16 protein-coding genes are annotated in these 15,360 nt (G+C 73.3%); 1 reads left to right on the forward strand and 15 read right to left on the reverse strand.

Annotated elements, in window-relative coordinates; genetic code table 11:
* Positions 1-113: 113 nt before the first annotated feature.
* The 15 genes from ACYVKY_RS20785 to ACYVKY_RS20855 form a co-directional block, all read right to left on the reverse strand.
* Entirely contained in the window at positions 114-719 is a 606-nt protein-coding gene (locus tag ACYVKY_RS20785; RefSeq protein ID WP_460436890.1) for a hypothetical protein, read from the reverse strand.
* Positions 716-1,975, reverse strand: a complete 1,260-nt coding sequence (locus ACYVKY_RS20790) for an Mce/MlaD family protein (RefSeq protein WP_460436891.1) — start codon at positions 1,973-1,975, stop codon at positions 716-718. Before ACYVKY_RS20790 ends, ACYVKY_RS20785 begins: the two co-directional genes overlap by 4 nt.
* Before the next feature lies 1 nt (position 1,976).
* Positions 1,977-3,479 (reverse strand): Mce/MlaD family protein, encoded by a 1,503-nt coding sequence (locus ACYVKY_RS20795; RefSeq protein ID WP_460436892.1) that lies wholly within the window; start codon positions 3,477-3,479, stop codon positions 1,977-1,979.
* On the reverse strand, positions 3,476-4,960 hold the full coding sequence (locus ACYVKY_RS20800) for an Mce/MlaD family protein (protein ID WP_460436893.1): 1,485 nt from the start codon (positions 4,958-4,960) through the stop codon (positions 3,476-3,478). Before ACYVKY_RS20800 ends, ACYVKY_RS20795 begins: the two co-directional genes overlap by 4 nt.
* Positions 4,957-5,943: an Mce/MlaD family protein gene (locus ACYVKY_RS20805; RefSeq protein ID WP_460436894.1), complete on the reverse strand. Its 987-nt coding sequence runs from the start codon at positions 5,941-5,943 to the stop codon at positions 4,957-4,959. Before ACYVKY_RS20805 ends, ACYVKY_RS20800 begins: the two co-directional genes overlap by 4 nt.
* Positions 5,940-6,998 (reverse strand): Mce/MlaD family protein, encoded by a 1,059-nt coding sequence (locus ACYVKY_RS20810; RefSeq protein WP_460436895.1) that lies wholly within the window; start codon positions 6,996-6,998, stop codon positions 5,940-5,942. The genes ACYVKY_RS20805 and ACYVKY_RS20810 overlap by 4 nt, the downstream gene beginning before the upstream one ends.
* A complete protein-coding gene (locus ACYVKY_RS20815; protein WP_460436896.1) occupies positions 6,998-8,308 on the reverse strand; it encodes an MCE family protein in 1,311 nt (436 codons plus the stop codon). Before ACYVKY_RS20815 ends, ACYVKY_RS20810 begins: the two co-directional genes overlap by 1 nt.
* Positions 8,305-9,174, reverse strand: coding sequence for an MlaE family ABC transporter permease (locus tag ACYVKY_RS20820; RefSeq protein WP_460436897.1), 870 nt, complete (start codon positions 9,172-9,174; stop codon positions 8,305-8,307). The genes ACYVKY_RS20815 and ACYVKY_RS20820 overlap by 4 nt, the downstream gene beginning before the upstream one ends.
* 5 nt (positions 9,175-9,179) lie before the next feature.
* Entirely contained in the window at positions 9,180-9,899 is a 720-nt protein-coding gene (locus ACYVKY_RS20825; RefSeq protein ID WP_460436905.1) for an MlaE family ABC transporter permease, read from the reverse strand.
* Between the two features lie 56 nt (positions 9,900-9,955).
* Positions 9,956-10,912, reverse strand: coding sequence for an ABC transporter ATP-binding protein (locus tag ACYVKY_RS20830; RefSeq protein ID WP_460436898.1), 957 nt, complete (start codon positions 10,910-10,912; stop codon positions 9,956-9,958).
* Positions 10,913-11,152: 240 nt separating this feature from the next.
* The gene (rplL, locus tag ACYVKY_RS20835; RefSeq protein ID WP_460436899.1) at positions 11,153-11,542 is read right to left on the reverse strand and encodes a ribosomal protein bL12; all 390 of its coding nucleotides are present in this window, start codon (positions 11,540-11,542) and stop codon (positions 11,153-11,155) included.
* Positions 11,543-11,625: 83 nt separating this feature from the next.
* Entirely contained in the window at positions 11,626-12,240 is a 615-nt protein-coding gene (gene rplJ, locus ACYVKY_RS20840) for a 50S ribosomal protein L10 (RefSeq protein ID WP_460436900.1), read from the reverse strand.
* A 248-nt stretch (positions 12,241-12,488) separates the two neighbouring features.
* A complete protein-coding gene (locus ACYVKY_RS20845; protein WP_460436901.1) occupies positions 12,489-12,902 on the reverse strand; it encodes a DUF6188 family protein in 414 nt (137 codons plus the stop codon).
* 78 nt (positions 12,903-12,980) lie between these two features.
* Positions 12,981-13,820 carry an ABC transporter permease gene (locus ACYVKY_RS20850; protein ID WP_460436902.1) on the reverse strand — a complete coding sequence of 280 codons (840 nt, stop codon included), beginning with the start codon at positions 13,818-13,820 and terminating at the stop codon, positions 12,981-12,983.
* Entirely contained in the window at positions 13,817-14,833 is a 1,017-nt protein-coding gene (locus ACYVKY_RS20855; protein WP_460436903.1) for a DrrA family ABC transporter ATP-binding protein, read from the reverse strand. The genes ACYVKY_RS20850 and ACYVKY_RS20855 overlap by 4 nt, the downstream gene beginning before the upstream one ends.
* A gap of 94 nt (positions 14,834-14,927) precedes the next feature.
* Here ACYVKY_RS20855 and ACYVKY_RS20860 point away from each other — a divergent pair.
* The coding region (locus ACYVKY_RS20860; protein WP_460436904.1) for a helix-turn-helix transcriptional regulator at positions 14,928-15,360 on the forward strand (433 nt) is incomplete at its 3' end.

The raw sequence follows: 15,360 nt of genomic DNA on the forward strand, positions 1-15,360 counted from the left end.
GACGACGGGCTCGACGACGGGCACGTCCTGCGCGGGGCCGGTGTCGCGCGGCTCGGCGGGGCGGGAGCGACCGCGCTCCCCCGCGACCCGGCGCCGGCTGCCGCCGGACGGCGTCACGGCGTGGCCCCGGTGGTCGAGCCGGTGGTGGGGGCGGGCGTCGGCGACGTCCCCTCGCCCGCGCCGGCGGGCAGCTCGACCTGGCTGGAGACGAACGTGAGGTCGCTGACGAGCCACTCGTCGGCGGTGCGGGTCAGGTCCATCTGGATGCGGTAGTGCCGCGGCGTGGGGGTCGTGCTCGCGACGTTGGTGACCTCGGTGTCGACGACCACGAGCACCCGCGCGCTGTCGTCGTCGTCGGTGACGACGGCCGCCTCGCGGACGGTGCCGACCGAGCGGGACTCGTTCTGCGTCACCAGGGCCCGCACGTCGTCGACGCCGGCGCGGAACTGCTCGCGGAACGAGCCGGTCGACCCGTCGAGCACCAGCTCGACGTCCTCGTCGAAGGACTCGTAGTCGAGCGTGGTGAAGTTCACCGCGTGCTGCTTGGCCTGCTGCAGCACCTGCGCGCGGCGGGCGTCGCCCTCGCGGCGGTCGAGCACCGGCCCGAGCCGGGTGGCGAGCAGGACCAGCGACGCGACCAGGAGCGCGACCAGCAGCACCGCCAGCGCCACCCGGACCGCCCGACGCCCCGGCGCGACCCGGACCGTCGAGGCGGTCACGACCCGGCTCCAAGGAGCAGCAGCTCGAGCGCGTCGACCCCGCTGGTGCCGGCGGGCGCGTGGCCGGGGACGACGGTCACCCGCGGGTCGCGGACGGTGCCGCCGCCGACCAGGTAGCTGCTCGGCAGCCCGGAGGACCGCTCGTACGAGGGGTTCGGCGCGTTCTGCGCGCCGCGGACGTTGGTGCCGCTGCCGCGGGCCGCGGTGCACTGCGCGCCGGTGTTCGTGGGCTCCTGCGCGGTGGTCTGGTTGGGGTCGGTGCGGGTCGTGCCCTCGTACCCCTGCTCGCAGGCGGCCGGCTGGGTGCTCAGCACCAGCCCGAAGTGGGCCGTGCCGTCGCCCGGCACCACCGTGTACCCGCCTGCCACGACCGCAGGATAGGTGACGAGCATCTGCTCGATCCCGTCCACCCGCGTGACCGTCACCTCGCCGACGGTGACCAGGTTGGTGAGCAGCCCGGCGATCGCGGACCGGTTGTCCTGCAGCAGCCCGTCGAGCTCGCCGGAGGCGACCACCCCGTTGTCGAGCACGGCGCGCAGGTCGGCGTCGGTCTGCTCGCTCGCGAGCGTCTCGGACAGGTCGGCCAGGTCGGTCGCGAACGAGCGGATCGCCGGCCCGGTCTCGCGCTGGGTGTCGAGGACGATCGCGCCGTCGTCGATGAGGGTGAGGGTCTCGGGGAGGGCGTCGGTGGCCGCCAGGGTGAGGCGGTCGCCGGCGTCGAGCAGCCGCTCGAGGTCGCGGCTGCCGCCGGCGAACGCCTTGCCGAGCTCGGAGACCACGACCTGCAGGTCCTGCCGGTCGACCGACTCGACCAGGCGCGACACGTCGAGCAGCAGCTGCTCGGTCGGCACGGGCGTCCGCGTCCGCTCGCGCGGGATGACGTCGCCCGCGGCGAGGAACGGGCCGTCGGCGGTGGCGGGCTGCAGGTCGACGTACTGCTCGCCCACGGCCGAGCGGTTCTCGACCACGGCGTCGGTGTCGGACGGCACCTGCTCGGTGCCGTCGAGGCGCAGGTCGACCCGCACCCCGTCGCCCTGCAGGCGCAGCGCCTCGACGCGGCCGACCGTGACGCCCCGGTAGGTGACCTCGGCGCCCTCGAAGATGCCGCCCGACTCGGCGAGGTCGACCGACACCAGGTACGAGCGGCCGGTCAGCAGGTCGCCGAGACCGACGTACTTCACCGTGACGTAGGTGACGCCGACGATCGTGATGACGGCGAACGCGATGAGCTGGTAGACGGTGGCGCGGGTGATCACGTCACACACCCCCCAGCAGCAGCGCCGCGAGCGCCGGGTCGTAGGAGCTCCTGCCGGACGCGTCGGTGCGGTCGCCCCCGACGCACCCGATGATCGGCAGGCAGATCGGCGGCGGCGTCGTCGACGACGGTGGCGCGGTCACCGTCTGGGTGGCGGTCGGCTGCCCGGCGGGGCACAGCGTCTGCCCGAGCACCGGCAGCTCGCGGCACACCTCGGTGAGCGGCGGCAGCTGGCAGATCCCGCCCGGGGTCAGCACGCCCCCGGTGGCCTCGCATATCTCGACGACCGGGTCGCAGGCGGCGGCGCCCACGAGGTCCTGGCAGATCTGCTGCACCGGCGGCAGCTGGCAGTCGCCGGCCAGGCCGAGCGCGCCGCACAGCTCCGGCAGCGGCAGGGTCGGCAGGTCGGTGGGGATCGGCAGGCTCGGCAGCGGGAGCGACGGCAGCGGCGGCAGGCTCGGCCCGCCGGTCGGCTGCGGCAGCAGCGAGTCGAGGTCGGACAGGTTGGCGTCCAGCCGGATCGACAGGTTGGTGTAGTCGCCCTTGATGCCCTCGGCCGCGACGTCCGGGAACGGGTAGCTGACGAAGACGTCGAGCGACTCCGGCAGGGCGTCGCCGGCGGCGGCGAGCTGGGTCAGCACCGGGTCGAGCGCCTGCAGGTTGGCGACGGTGTCGGCCTGCGAGGCGTCGATGACGCGGGTGGCGGTCACGCCGAGGTCGGACAGCGCGGTGAGCATCGCCGTGAGCTGCTCGCGCTGGTCGGCCAGCACCCGCAGGCCGCCGGGGATGGTGTCGAGCGCGGTGGCGATGTCCTGCTGCTGGGCCGCGAGCGTCGCCGACAGCCGGTCGATCGCCTCGATCGCGCGGACGATCTCGCTCTTGTGCTGGTCGAGGCCGGTGACGAACACGTCGAGCTGCTCGAGCGCGTCCCGGACGTCGGACTCACGACCCTCGAGGGCGTCGTTCAGCTCGCGGTTGATCGTCTGCAGCTGGGCCACGCCGCCGCCGTTCAGCAGCAGCGAGAGCGCGCCGAGCACCTCCTCGACCTCGGGGTTGCGGCCCGTGCGGTCGAGCGGGATGACGTCGCCGTCCGACAGCCGCCCGACGCCGCCGGATGCGGGCGCCGACAGCGACACGAACTTCTCGCCGAGCAGGGAGGTCTGGCGCAGCGTCGCGTCGGCGTCGTCGGGCAGCTCGACGTCGTCCTCGATCCGGACGACGACCCGGGCGTGCCAGTCGTGCAGCTCGACCGACTCGACGGCGCCGACGGTCACGTCGTTCACCTTGACCGCGGACTGCGGCACCAGGTCGAGGACGTCGGCGAAGTCGATCGTGACCCGGTAGACGTCCGGCCCGTTCGCGGCGCCGCCGGGTAGCGGGAGGTCGTACGCGCCCTGGCAGCCGGTGAGCAGCACGACCAGGCCGAGCAGCGCGGCGAGCCGGGCGCGCAGGGTGCGGGCGGGCCGGGTGCGGGTGGGCCGGGTGCGGGTGGACGAGATGCTCACGAGCCACCTCCGGGCAGGATGCCGGCCAGCGTGCGGTCGGGGCCCGGGCCGGCCGCGGGGGCGGGGGACGCGGGCACCGACAGACCGGTCGAGGCACCCGGCAGCGCCGAGCCGCTGCCGCCGATCCCGGGCAGCGCGCCGGCCGGAAGCAGGTCGAGCAGCATGCTCAGGTCGTTCAGGACGCCCGCGCAGTAGCCCGGGTTCTGCTGGCTGCCGTCGGACAGCGACCCGTTCAGCAGCGAGCACAGGAACGCCAGCGGGTTCTGCTCGATCGGGCCGAGGTTCGCCCGGGTGTCGAGGGTGCCCGAGCGCGGGTTGTAGGCGTTGCCGAGGTTCGACAGCGCGGTCGGCGCCGCCACGAGCGTCTCGGCGAGGGCCTCCTGCTGCGAGGCGACGCTGGCGGTGACCGACTCGAGCTGCGCGACGTCCTCGGTGAGCACCTCGCGGTTCTCGCGGACGAACGACTGCACCTCGGCCAGCGCGACCGCGAGGTTCTGCAGCGCGAGCGCGAGGTCCTGCCGCTCCCCCGCGAGCTGGTCGGAGACGGTGGCCAGGTCGGTGTTCAGGTCGGTGACGGCCTGGTCGTTCTCGGCCAGGGTCGTGGTGAAGGTCTGCAGGTTCTCGACGGTGGCGAACAGGTCGTCGTCGTTGCTCGCCAGGGCGTCGAGCGCGAGCCCCAGGTCCTCGATCGTGCTGCCGAGCGCCTCGCCGTTGCCGTCGAGGTTGGCCGCGCCGGTGTCGAGCACCCGCGACAGCGCGCCGTCGCCGTTCGCCCCCTCCGGGCCGAGCGCGACCGCGAGGTCGTCGAGGCTGCCGAAGACGCGGTCGAGCTCGACCGGGACGGCGGTGCGCTCGAGCGGGATCTCGGCGCCGTCGGCCAGCGTCGGGCCCTCGCCGGTGTGCACCGGCAGCAGCTGCACGTACCGGTCGCTCACGACCGACGGCGAGATGACCACGGCCTGCGCGTCGGCGGGCACGGCGTACTGCGCGTCGTACTCCAGCTCGACGCGGACCCGCTCTCCCTCGGGCGACACCTCGGTGACCAGGCCGACGGGGATGCCGAGGATGCGCACCTCGGAGCCCTCGTAGAGCCCGACCGTGCGGGTGAAGTAGGCGGTGACCCGGGTGCGGTCCGGGCCCGGCCACAGCCACACCAGGGCCGCGACGAGCGCCAGCACGGTCACGACCGAGACCACCTTCACCACACCCGGCAGGCCGCGCAGCCGGTCGAGGCCGCGGTGCACGACGGCGCCGCCGGCGGCGGCCGCCGTCGCGAGCGCCGCACCGGCGCGCCCGACGCCGCGGCGACCGCCGACCTCGCCCCTCCGCGGGGCGACGTCCTGCGCCTCGGTGGTGCTCGTGGTCCCGTCGGCCTCCACGGCCCCGGCGGTGCCGGGCCACCCGTCCTGGACCGCCTCGGAGAGGCCGACGTCGCGGGTCACCTCGCGCTCGTCCCGGCTGTCGCGCTCGTCGCGGCTCACGGCTGCACCGCCTGGGTCGGCAGCGGCAGCCCGGGCACCGGGACGAGGTTCTGGATGTAGGTGTCGAACCAGCGGCCCGTGCCGAGCACGTTCGCGAACAGGCGGGTGAACGGCGCCATGTTCGCCAGGCCCTCCTCGAGGTTCGCCTTGTTCTCCTCCAGCAGCGCGAGCACCGAGTTCAGCCGGTCCAGCGTCGGCTTCAGCTCGGCCCGGTTCTCCTGCACCAGCGCGGTGATCTGGGCGGCGAGCGCCGCGGTCGAGTCGAGCAGCCGGCTGATGTCGTCGCGCCGCTTCTCGAGCTCGGCGAGCAGCAGGTTGGCGTCGTTGATGAGCTGCTCGAGCTCGGCGTCGCGCGAGGCCATCACCTCGGTGACCTCGCGGGTGCTGTCGAGCAGCCGGCGCAGCTCGTCGTCGCGCGAGGCGATCGTGCGGGACAGGTCCGAGAGCCCGGCGAGCGCGCCCTGCACCTCCTCCGGGGTGTCCTGGAACTCCACCGCCATCGTGTCGAGCGCCGCCGCGAGCTGGTCGGTGTCGATGCTCTCGTTCACCTCGGCGAGGTCGGAGAACGCCTGCACGACGTCGTAGACCGCGACGGTGCGGTCGACCGGGATCTCGCTGCCCTCGGCCAGCTGACCGTCGCCGCGCGGCTCCAGCGCGAGGAACTTCTCGCCCAGCACGGTCTTGATCCGGATGCTGGCGCCGGTCTGCTCGCCGAACGCCGCCGGCTCGGTGACGGTGAAGTCGACGCGGACGTGGTCGCCGTCGAGCTCGACGGCGTCGACCTCGCCGACCTGGACGCCCGCGACGCGCACGTCGTCGCCCGCGCGCAGGCCGCCGGCCTCGGTGAAGGCGGCCGAGTAGTCGTCGCCGCCACCGAGGAACGGCAGCGCCTTGACGTCGAACGCCGCCACCAGCGCCAGCGCGATCACCAGCAGCCCGGTGGCGCCGATCGGCACCGGGTTGCGCTCGCGGAACGGCGTCATCCGGAGCACCTCGCCGTGCCGGTGTCGTACGCGTCGACGGGGACGGTCTGGCCGGCGGGCAGCGTCACCTGGCCGTCGAACTCGCACAGGTAGAAGTTGAAGAACGAGCCGTACGAGGCGGTCCGGGTGATGGTGTCGATCTTGCCGGGCCAGGTGGTCAGGAACTCGTCGAGGACGGCGTTGTTGCGGTCGAGGTTGTCGGCGAGGTCACCGAGCGCCGCGATGTCCTGCTGGAGCGGCGGGCGGGCCTCCTGCAGCAGGCCTGCGGTCGAGTCGGACAGGTCGGCGATGCTCGAGAGCGAGGCGCCGATCGCCTCGCGGTCGGCGGCCAGGCCCGAGACGAAGCGCTGCAGCTGCAGCAGCAGCTGGTCGAGCTGGCCGCTGCGCTCGGCGACCGTCCCGAGCACCTCGTTGAGGTTGTCGATCGTGCGGCCGATCACCTCGTCGCGGTCGGCCAGCGTGGACGTGACCGACGCCGTCGACGCGAGCAGGTGCTCGATCGTGCCGCCCTCGCCCTGGAGGGTCTGGATGATCTCGTAGGCCAGCTGGTTGACGTCCTGCGGGTTCAGCGCGGCGAACAGCGGCTTGAACCCGTTGAACAGCGCGGTGAGGTCGAGCGCGGCCTGGGTGCGCTCGACGGGGATGCGCGCGCCGACGGGCAGCTCACCGAGCCCGCCCTGCTCCTGGGCGAGCGAGAGGTACCGCTGGCCGATCAGGTTGCGGTACCGGATCAGCGCGGTGGTGCCCTCGGTGAGCACGACGGTGCGGTCGATCCGGAAGTGCACGAGGGCCTGCGAGCGCTCCTCGCCCTCCTCGCCGGCCACCTCGATGCCGGTGACCTCGCCGACCCGGACGCCCGCGATGCGCACGTCGTCGCCCTCGAGCAGCCCGGTGACGTCGGTGAACACGGCGGAGTAGTCGGACTTGTCGCCGAATCGGACGTTGGCGATCGTCGTGGCCAGCAGCGCGAAGGCCGCGACGGTGACGACGAGGAACAGCAGCAGCCGCACGAGGTCGGCGCCGATGCGCTGGGACCTGCTGACGGGACGCGGCATCAGCCGTGCACCTCCGTCCCGCGCGCGACCGGGCCGAACAGCAGCGTCGCGATGTCGGGCACGTCCTGCGGCTCCATCCCCATCCGCGGACCGACGAGCGCGCCGACCAGCATCTGCTCGGCCTCGCTGCCGACGAGTCCGGTGCTCGGGCCGTCGAACGCGGTGGGCACGGACGAGAACAGGTAGTTGTTGCCGCCGCCGGTGCTGCCGTCGTTGACCTCCTTGCCCGGGAACGGGTTCTGCTGGCTCCCGCCCGGGTTCGGCAGGCCCTCGCAGCTGGGCCCCCTCTTGTCGAGGAACTCGGGCTCCTCGCCGGGCTGGTACGCCGGGCGCTGCGGGACGATCTCCAGGGTGATGTTCAGCTGCTCGTCGCGGAACGCGTCCTCGATGCGCGGCTCCCACTCGACCAGACCCTCGGCGAAGCACGGGTAGATCGGCGCGTACTTCGCCAGCACCTCCAGGGTGGGCCTGCTCACCTGCCCGACCCGGATGATGCGCGCCTCGTTCTCGGTCAGGACGGCGTTCGCGGTGGTGGCGAACCCTGCTGTGCCGGAGAGGAACTGCGCGAGCACGTCCTGCTTCTCGACGATCGTCGCGGTCGTGACCGACTGGTTGCGCAGCAGGCGGAGCAGGTCGGGAGCGGCGTCGGCGTAGTTCGACACGACGTCGGCCAGCGCGCTGATGTCGGACTGGATGGTCGGCATCCTCGGGTTGATCTCGGTGAGGTAGTCGCCGACCAGCGTCACGTTGTTCCCGAGCTGGTCGCCGCGGCCCTCGAGCGCGTTCGACAGCGCGTTCAGCGTCAGCGCGAGGTCCTGCGGTCGCACCGCCTGCAGCAGCGGCAGCAGGTCGTCGAGCACCTCCTCGAGCTCGATTGCGGTCTCGGAGCGGTCCTGGGTGATGACGTCGCCGGCCCGCAGGTGGCCGTCGGCCGCCTCGTCCGGGATGACGAGGGACACGAACTTCTCGCCGAACAGGGTCTTGGGCAGCAGCCGCGCCTGCACGTTCGACGGGATGCTGCGTGCCTGCTCGGGGTCGAGCGCGAGCACCATCGTGGCGCGCTCGCCGTCCGAGCTGATCTCGCGGACCTCGCCGACCAGCACGCCGCGCACCTTGACGTCGGACAGCTCCTGCAGCTGGTTGCCGATGCGGTCGGTCTCGAGCGTCACCTTCACGACGGGGACGAACACCTTGGCGTACGACGCGATCGACAGCGCCACGAGCGCGGCGAGCACGAGCAGGAAGGCGATGCCGTAGGAGCGGTCGGACAGCCAGGACAGGCTGCGGGCACGGGTCGTCACCGGACTCACCCCGCGATCCGGACGGTCGTGCTCGTGCCCCAGATGGCGAACGAGAGGAAGAAGTCGACGACGTTGATGGCGACGATCGAGGTGCGCACCGCGCGGCCGACCGCGACGCCGACGCCCGCCGGGCCACCGCTCGCGGTGTAGCCGTACCAGCAGTGGATGCCGATGATGACGACCGAGAACACCATCACCTTCACGAACGACCAGAGCACGTCGCCCGGCGGCAGGAACAGCGTGAAGTAGTGGTCGTAGGTGCCCGCCGACTGCCCGTAGTAGCCGGTGGAGATCAACCGCGTCGCGGCGTACGACGACAGCAGCGCGATCACGTAGAGCGGGATGACGGCGACGAAGCCCGCGACCATCCGGGTCGTGACGAGGAACGGCAGCGACGGGATGCCCATCACCTCGAGCGCGTCGACCTCCTCGGAGATGCGCATCGCGCCGAGCTGGGCGGTGAACCCGCAGCCGACGGTGGCCGCGAGCGCGAGACCGGCCACCAGCGGGGCGATCTCGCGGGTGTTGAAGTAGGCCGAGACGAAGCCGGTGAAGGCGCCGGAGCCGATCTGGTCGAGCGCCTGGTAGCCCTGCAGCCCCACCTCGGTGCCGGTGAAGAACGCGAGGAACGCGATCACGCCGACCGTGCCGCCGATGACCGACAGCGCGCCGGTGCCGAGCGTCACCTCGGCCAGCAGGCGGACGACCTCCTTGCGGTACCGGCGCAGCGTGCGCGGCACCCACCCGACCGAGCGGACGTAGAACCGCAGCTGGCGGCCGAGGTCGGTGAGGCCGGCGTCGGCGGCGCGGACCGGCGCGAGGAGCCGCTGGGCCGCGCGGGCCGCGGCGTCCGGGGTGGTGCTGGTGTCGGTCATCGGCGTCAGATCTTCTGCGGGACGACCTGGAAGTACACGGCCGTGAGGACGAAGTTGACGACGAACAGGAGCATGAAGGTGATGACGACGCTCTGGTTCACCGCGTCGCCGACGCCCTTCGGGCCACCACCCGCGGTCAGGCCCTTGTAGCAGGCGACGATCGCGGCGAGGAACCCGAAGACCAGCGCCTTGAGCTCACCGGCCCACAGGTCCGACAGCTGCGCGAGGCCGGTGAACGAGGCGAGGTAGGCGCCCGGCGTGCCGCCCTGCAGCACCACGTTGAAGAAGTAGCCGCCGGCCACGCCGACCACCGACACCAGCGCGTTCAGCCCGACGGCGACGAGCATCGTCGCGAGCACGCGCGGCACGACGAGGCGCTGGATCGGCGAGATGCCGAGCACCTCCATCGCGTCGATCTCCTCGCGGATCTTGCGCGAGCCGATGTCGGCGCAGATCGCCGAGCCGGCGGCACCCGCGATCAGCAGGGCGGTGACGATCGGGCTGGCCTCGCGGATGACCGCGAGCACGCTGGCGGCGCCGGTGAACGACTGCGCGCCGAGCTGGCGGGTGAGGCTGCCCAGCTGCAGGGCGATGACCGCGCCGAACGGGATCGACACCAGCGCGGTGGGCAGGATCGTCACGGACGCGATGAACCAGGCCTGCTGCACGAACTCGCGCAGCTGGAACGGGCGCTGGAACAGCATCCGCACCGTGTCGAGCATCATCGCGAACAGCGACCCGGTCTGCCGCAGGGCGCCGGTCGCGAGCCCGGTGGCCGCGCTCACGCGTCCGCCTTCGCGAGCGCGGGGTCGCCGGCGAACGAGCCGGGCGGTGGCGTCACGCCGTTGTCGCGGCACCAGGCGCCCGCCTCGCGCTGGGTGGCGCGGCGCGAGCCGTCGCTCGGCTCGAGCTGCAGCGGGATCGGGGGCAGCGGCGGCAGCTCCTGGCCCGACTCGGCGGCGAGCTCGTCGGCGTCCTTCTCCTCGCTCATGCCGATCGGGCCGACCCGCTGGGCGTTGAGGAACTGCCGCACGACCGGCTCCTCGCTGCTGAGCAGCATCTCGCGCGGGCCGAACATCGCCAGGTGCTTGTGGTAGAGCAGCCCGATGTTGTCGGGCACCGTGCGGGCGGTGTTGATGTCGTGCGTGACGATCAGGCACGTCGCACCGGTCTGGGCGTTCAGGTCGACGATCAGCTGGTTCAGGTAGGCCGTGCGCACCGGGTCGAGCCCGGAGTCGGGCTCGTCGAACAGCAGGATCTCGGGGTCGAGCACCAGGGCGCGGGCCAGCCCGGCGCGCTTGCGCATGCCGCCCGAGATCTCGCCCGGCAGCTTGTCCTCGGCGCCGGCCAGGCCGACCAGGTCCATCTTCTCGGCGACGACGGCCTCGACCTCGCGCTCGGACTTGCGGGTGTGCTCGCGCAGCGGGAAGGCGATGTTGTCGAACAGGTTCATCGACCCGAACAGGGCGCCGTCCTGGAACAGCACGCCGAACAGCTTGCGCACCTCGTACAGGTCGGCCTCGCGCAGCCGGGTGATGTCCTTGCCGTCGACGACGATCGAGCCGCGGTCGGGCTTCAGCAGCCCGACGAGGGTCTTGAGGAAGACCGACTTGCCGGTGCCGGACGGGCCGAGCATCACCGAGATCTCGCCCGACGGGAGGGTGAGGGTGACGTCGTCCCAGATGAGCTGGGAGCCGAACCGCTTGGTGAGGCCGTCGACGGCGATCTCGACACCCATCGGGTCCGACCTCCGTCCTGGCGTCCGCGACGTCGCGGCGGGCGTGGCTCGTCCTCGCCCGAGGGGTCCAACGGGCGGGCCGGGCCGAGGTTACGGCCCGGGCCAGCGGAGGTTACCCGGAGGTAGGGCGCAGCGCGCGCGGTGCGTCACCCGCTCGGACGCGGACGCACGAAGGGCCCGACCCCCAGGGGTCGGGCCCTTCGGCGTGCGGCTCGAGGAGCCGCGGGGTTCAGCGGGACGTCACTTGACGGTGACGGTGGCGCCGGCGCCCTCGAGGGCGGCCTTCGCCTTGTCGGCCGCCTCCTTGTTGACGTTCTCCAGGATCGGCTTGGGAGCGCCGTCCACGAGGTCCTTGGCCTCCTTCAGCCCGAGGCTGGTGAGGGTGCGGACCTCCTTGATGACCTGGATCTTCTTGTCGCCCGCGGCCTCGAGGATGACGTCGAACTCGTCCTTCTCCTCCTCGGCCTCGGCCGGGGCGGCACCGCCGGCGCCGCCGGCAGCGGCGACCGCGACGGGGGCGGCGGCGGTGACCTCGAAGGTCTCCTCGAACTTCTTCACGAACTCGGAGAGCTCGATCAGCGTCATGTCCTTGAACGCGTCGAGCAGCTCGTCGGTGCTGAGCTTCGCCATGGTGGCGTCCTTCCTGTCGGTCCGGCCCGCGAGCGCGGGACCGGGGTCGTTCGGTGTGCCGGGCGGCCCACCGTGCTCGGGCGTCAGCCCTCGGTGGTCGCGCCCTCGGCGGGAGCGTCCGTGGTGGCCTCGTCGGACGCCGGGGCGTCGTCGGTGGCCGGGGCCGCGGCGGTGGCCGGGCCCTCCTGCTCGAGCTTGAGGCGCAGGGCGTCGACGGTGCGAGCGGCCTGCGACAGCGGAGCGGCGAACAGGTAGGCGGCGTTGTTGAGCGACGCCTTCATCGCGCCGGCCAGCTTGGCCAGCAGCACCTCGCGCGACTCGAGGTCGGCGAGCTTGGTGATCTCGGACGGGGAGAGGGCCTTGCCCTCGAGGTACCCGCCCTTGATGACCAGCTGGGGGTTCGCCTTGGCGAAGTCGCGAAGACCCTTGGCCGCCTCCACCGGGTCACCGGTGATGAAGGCGATCGCGGTGGGACCGGAGAGCTGGCCGTCGAACGCGTCGACGCCGGCCTCCTTCGCCGCGATCTGCGTCAGGGTGTTCTTGACCACCGCGTAGGTGGCGTGATCCCCCAGGGAACGGCGCAGCGTCTTCAGCTGCGCCACGGTGAGCCCGCGGTACTCGGTCAGCACGCCGGCGGGCGAGCTGCGGAACTTCTCCGTGAGCTCGGCCACCGCGGCGGTCTTGGCTGCGTTCGCCATGGGGCCCTCCTTCCGTGGTCGGGACGTGGGCGACCGTCGGTGGGTCCCGTCCCGGAAACACGGATGCCCCGCGCAGGAGCGCGGGGCACGAGGGCGGCACGCGGGGTGCCTGTCGTGGTGCGTCACCTGCGCTGGTCACCACGGGCTTCGTGGGTCTTCGCCCGCCCCCTGCGAGCAGGGGACGAGGACCGGCGGTCTTCGGTGGCACCAGCGTACGGGGACCGGTCGCACCGACCAAATCGCCGCTGTCAGGCCACGCCCTCCCAAACAGCCAGCGAGCCGCCGGGCACCGACACGAGCCGGACGCCGCCGGGCCCGACGAGCTGCCAGGCCTCGTGGGCCGGGTCGGCGGCCACGACGAGCAGGCCTCCCCCGGCGACGACCAGCTCGAGCCGGCCGTCGTCGAGCGCGGAGCCGGCGACGACGGTGGCCCGGCGCAGCGCCAGCAGGGGCGCCAGGTCGGCGTCGGTGCCGGGGTCGAGCTCGACCGTGGTGCCGTCGGGGCGGCGCAGCGCCAGCACGCCCTCGATGCGCACCTCGACGCCGTTGGCCAGCAGCAGCACGACCGCCGCGGCCTCCAGCGCCAGCCGCGTCACCGGCTCGCCGCGCACGGGCAGCACCCAGCACCCCTCGCCCCGCCGCAGTCCCGGCACGGCGTCCATGGAACCGCTCGCGGGCGGCGGACCGGGCGCGACGCGCCGGTCCGCCGCCTGCGAGGGCCTCCGGGATCCGACCGGGGTTCAGTCGGACGAGCGCACCATCACCCGGATCCCGACGGCCAGCCCGACCACGGCGGTGAGCAGGGCGGCGACCCAGCCCCACGCCACGTCGGCCACGCCGACGTGGCCGGCGAACAGCGCCCGCTCGGCGTCGACGACGTAGCGCAGCGGGTTCACGGCGGCGACCGCGCGCATCCAGCCCGGGCCGGACTCGAGCGGGAGCAGCAGCCCCGACAGCAGCATCAGCGGGAAGATCACCGTCTGCTGCACCGCCCAGAACATCCAGTCCTGCTTGCGGACGGCGATCGCGAGCGCGTAGCTGAACGAGCCGAGCCCGACGCCGAGCACGGCGAGCAGCGCCAGGCCCACCAGCGCGCCGACCGGGTGCAGCTCGAACGAGGTCGGCGTCATCACCGCGACCACGACGACCGCCTGCAGCGCGAGCGGCACCATCTCCTTGAGCGAGCGCCCGACCAGCATCGACGGCCGCGACAGCGGGCTGACGAGCATCCGCTCGTGCGAACCGGTCTGGAGCTCGAAGAGCAGGTTCGCGCCGACCGTCGAGGTCCCGAACAGCGCCACCTGCACCAGGATCGCCGGGACGAACCACTGCCAGACGTTCTCGCCGAGCGCGCCGCCGCCGCCGACCGAACCGGCGAGCAGCGGGCCGAACAGCCCGAGGAAGACCAGCGGCTGGATCATGCCGAACAGCAGCGAGAACGGGTCGCGCCGCACGGGCCGCAGCTCGCGCAGCATCACCACCAGGGTGTCGCGGACGACGCTGCGCCGCGGGACGGCGAGGGCCTCGCCGGGGTCGCGGTCGGTGGCCGGGGCGGCGGGGGGCGTGGTCAGGGTGCTCATGCTGCGGCCTCCTCGGCCTCGGTGGTCGGCTGGTCGGGCTGCGTGTCGGGGTGGGTGCGCCCCTCCTCGCGCAGGCTGCGCCCGGTGAGGGCGAGGAAGACGTCGTCGAGGGTGGGCCGCTGCACCTGCACCGCGGCCACGCCGACGTCGCGGTGGTCCGCGGCGCGCACGAGCCCGGCCGCGACCCGCGGGCCGTCGACCACGCGGGCACGCACCTGGGTGCCGTCCCAGGCGACCTGGCGCGCGGACGGCACCTGCTCGACCAGCTCGACCAGCCCGGGCACCTGCAGCAGGTCGGCCGCCTCGAGCACCACCAGGTCGCCTGCCAGGTCGGCCTTGAGCGCCTCGGCGGTGTCGTCGGCGATCACCTCGCCGTGGTCGACCACCACCACCCGCTCGGCCATCGAGTCGGCCTCGTCGAGGTAGTGGGTGGTGAGCACGACGGTCATGTCGTGCTCGGCCCGCATCCGGGTGATGTGCTGCCACAGGTTCGCCCGGTTCTGCGGGTCGAGGCCGGTGGACGGCTCGTCGAGGAACAGCAGGGGCGGCGCGTGCACCAGCCCCATCGCGACGTCGAGCCGTCGCCGCTGGCCACCGGACAGCGCGGACACCTTGCGGTCCGCGAGGTCGGCGAGGTCGAGGGCGTCCAGCAGCTCGTCGGCGCGGGTGCGGGCCGCCCGGCGGCCGAGCCCGTAGATGACGCCCTGCGCCACCAGCTCGTCGCCGGCGCGCTGGCTGTGGCCGGCGGCGTTGCCCTGCCCGACGTAGCCGATCCGGCGCCGCACCTGGGCGGCGTCGGTGCGGACGTCGAAGCCCGCGACCGCGGCGGTGCCGCTCGTCGGGGCGATGAGCGTGGTGAGCATCCGCATCGTGGTGGTCTTGCCGGCCCCGTTCGGGCCGAGCACGGCGACGAGCTCGCCGGGCGCGACGTCGAGGTCGATGCCGCGCACGGCGTGCACGGTGCGGGTGCGGCTCACCACGAAGTCCTTGGTGAGCCCTCGGGTCCTGATCACGGTCGTCCTCCTGGCTGGGGGTCCTCGGTACGACCACGACGATGCCGGGTGAAGCGGTCAGCCTCTGGCCGCTACCGGTGACACCCTGGATTCCGTGCTCGAAACCTCCGCCCGCCTGCTCAACCTGCTGTCGCTGCTGCAGGCCCGCCGCGACTGGCCGGGCCCGCTGCTGGCCGAGCGGCTGGAGGTGAGCCCGCGCACGGTGCGGCGCGACGTCGACCGGCTGCGCGACCTGGGCTACCCGGTGCAGGCCACCAAGGGCCCCGACGGCGGCTACCGGCTCGAGGCGGGCAGCGACCTGCCGCCGCTGCTGTTCGACGACGAGCAGGCGGTCGCCGTGGCGGTCGCGCTGCAGACGGCCACCACCACCGTCACCGGCATCGGGGAGGCGTCCGAGCGGGCGCTGGCGACCGTCCGGCAGGTGATGCCGGCGCGGCTGCGCGCCCGGGTGGACGCGCTGCAGGTGACGGCGGTGCGCCGCGCCGGGCGCCGCGAGCCGCCGCCGGTCGACACCGGGGTGCTGCTGG

Source organism: Angustibacter speluncae (genome assembly GCF_054777815.1).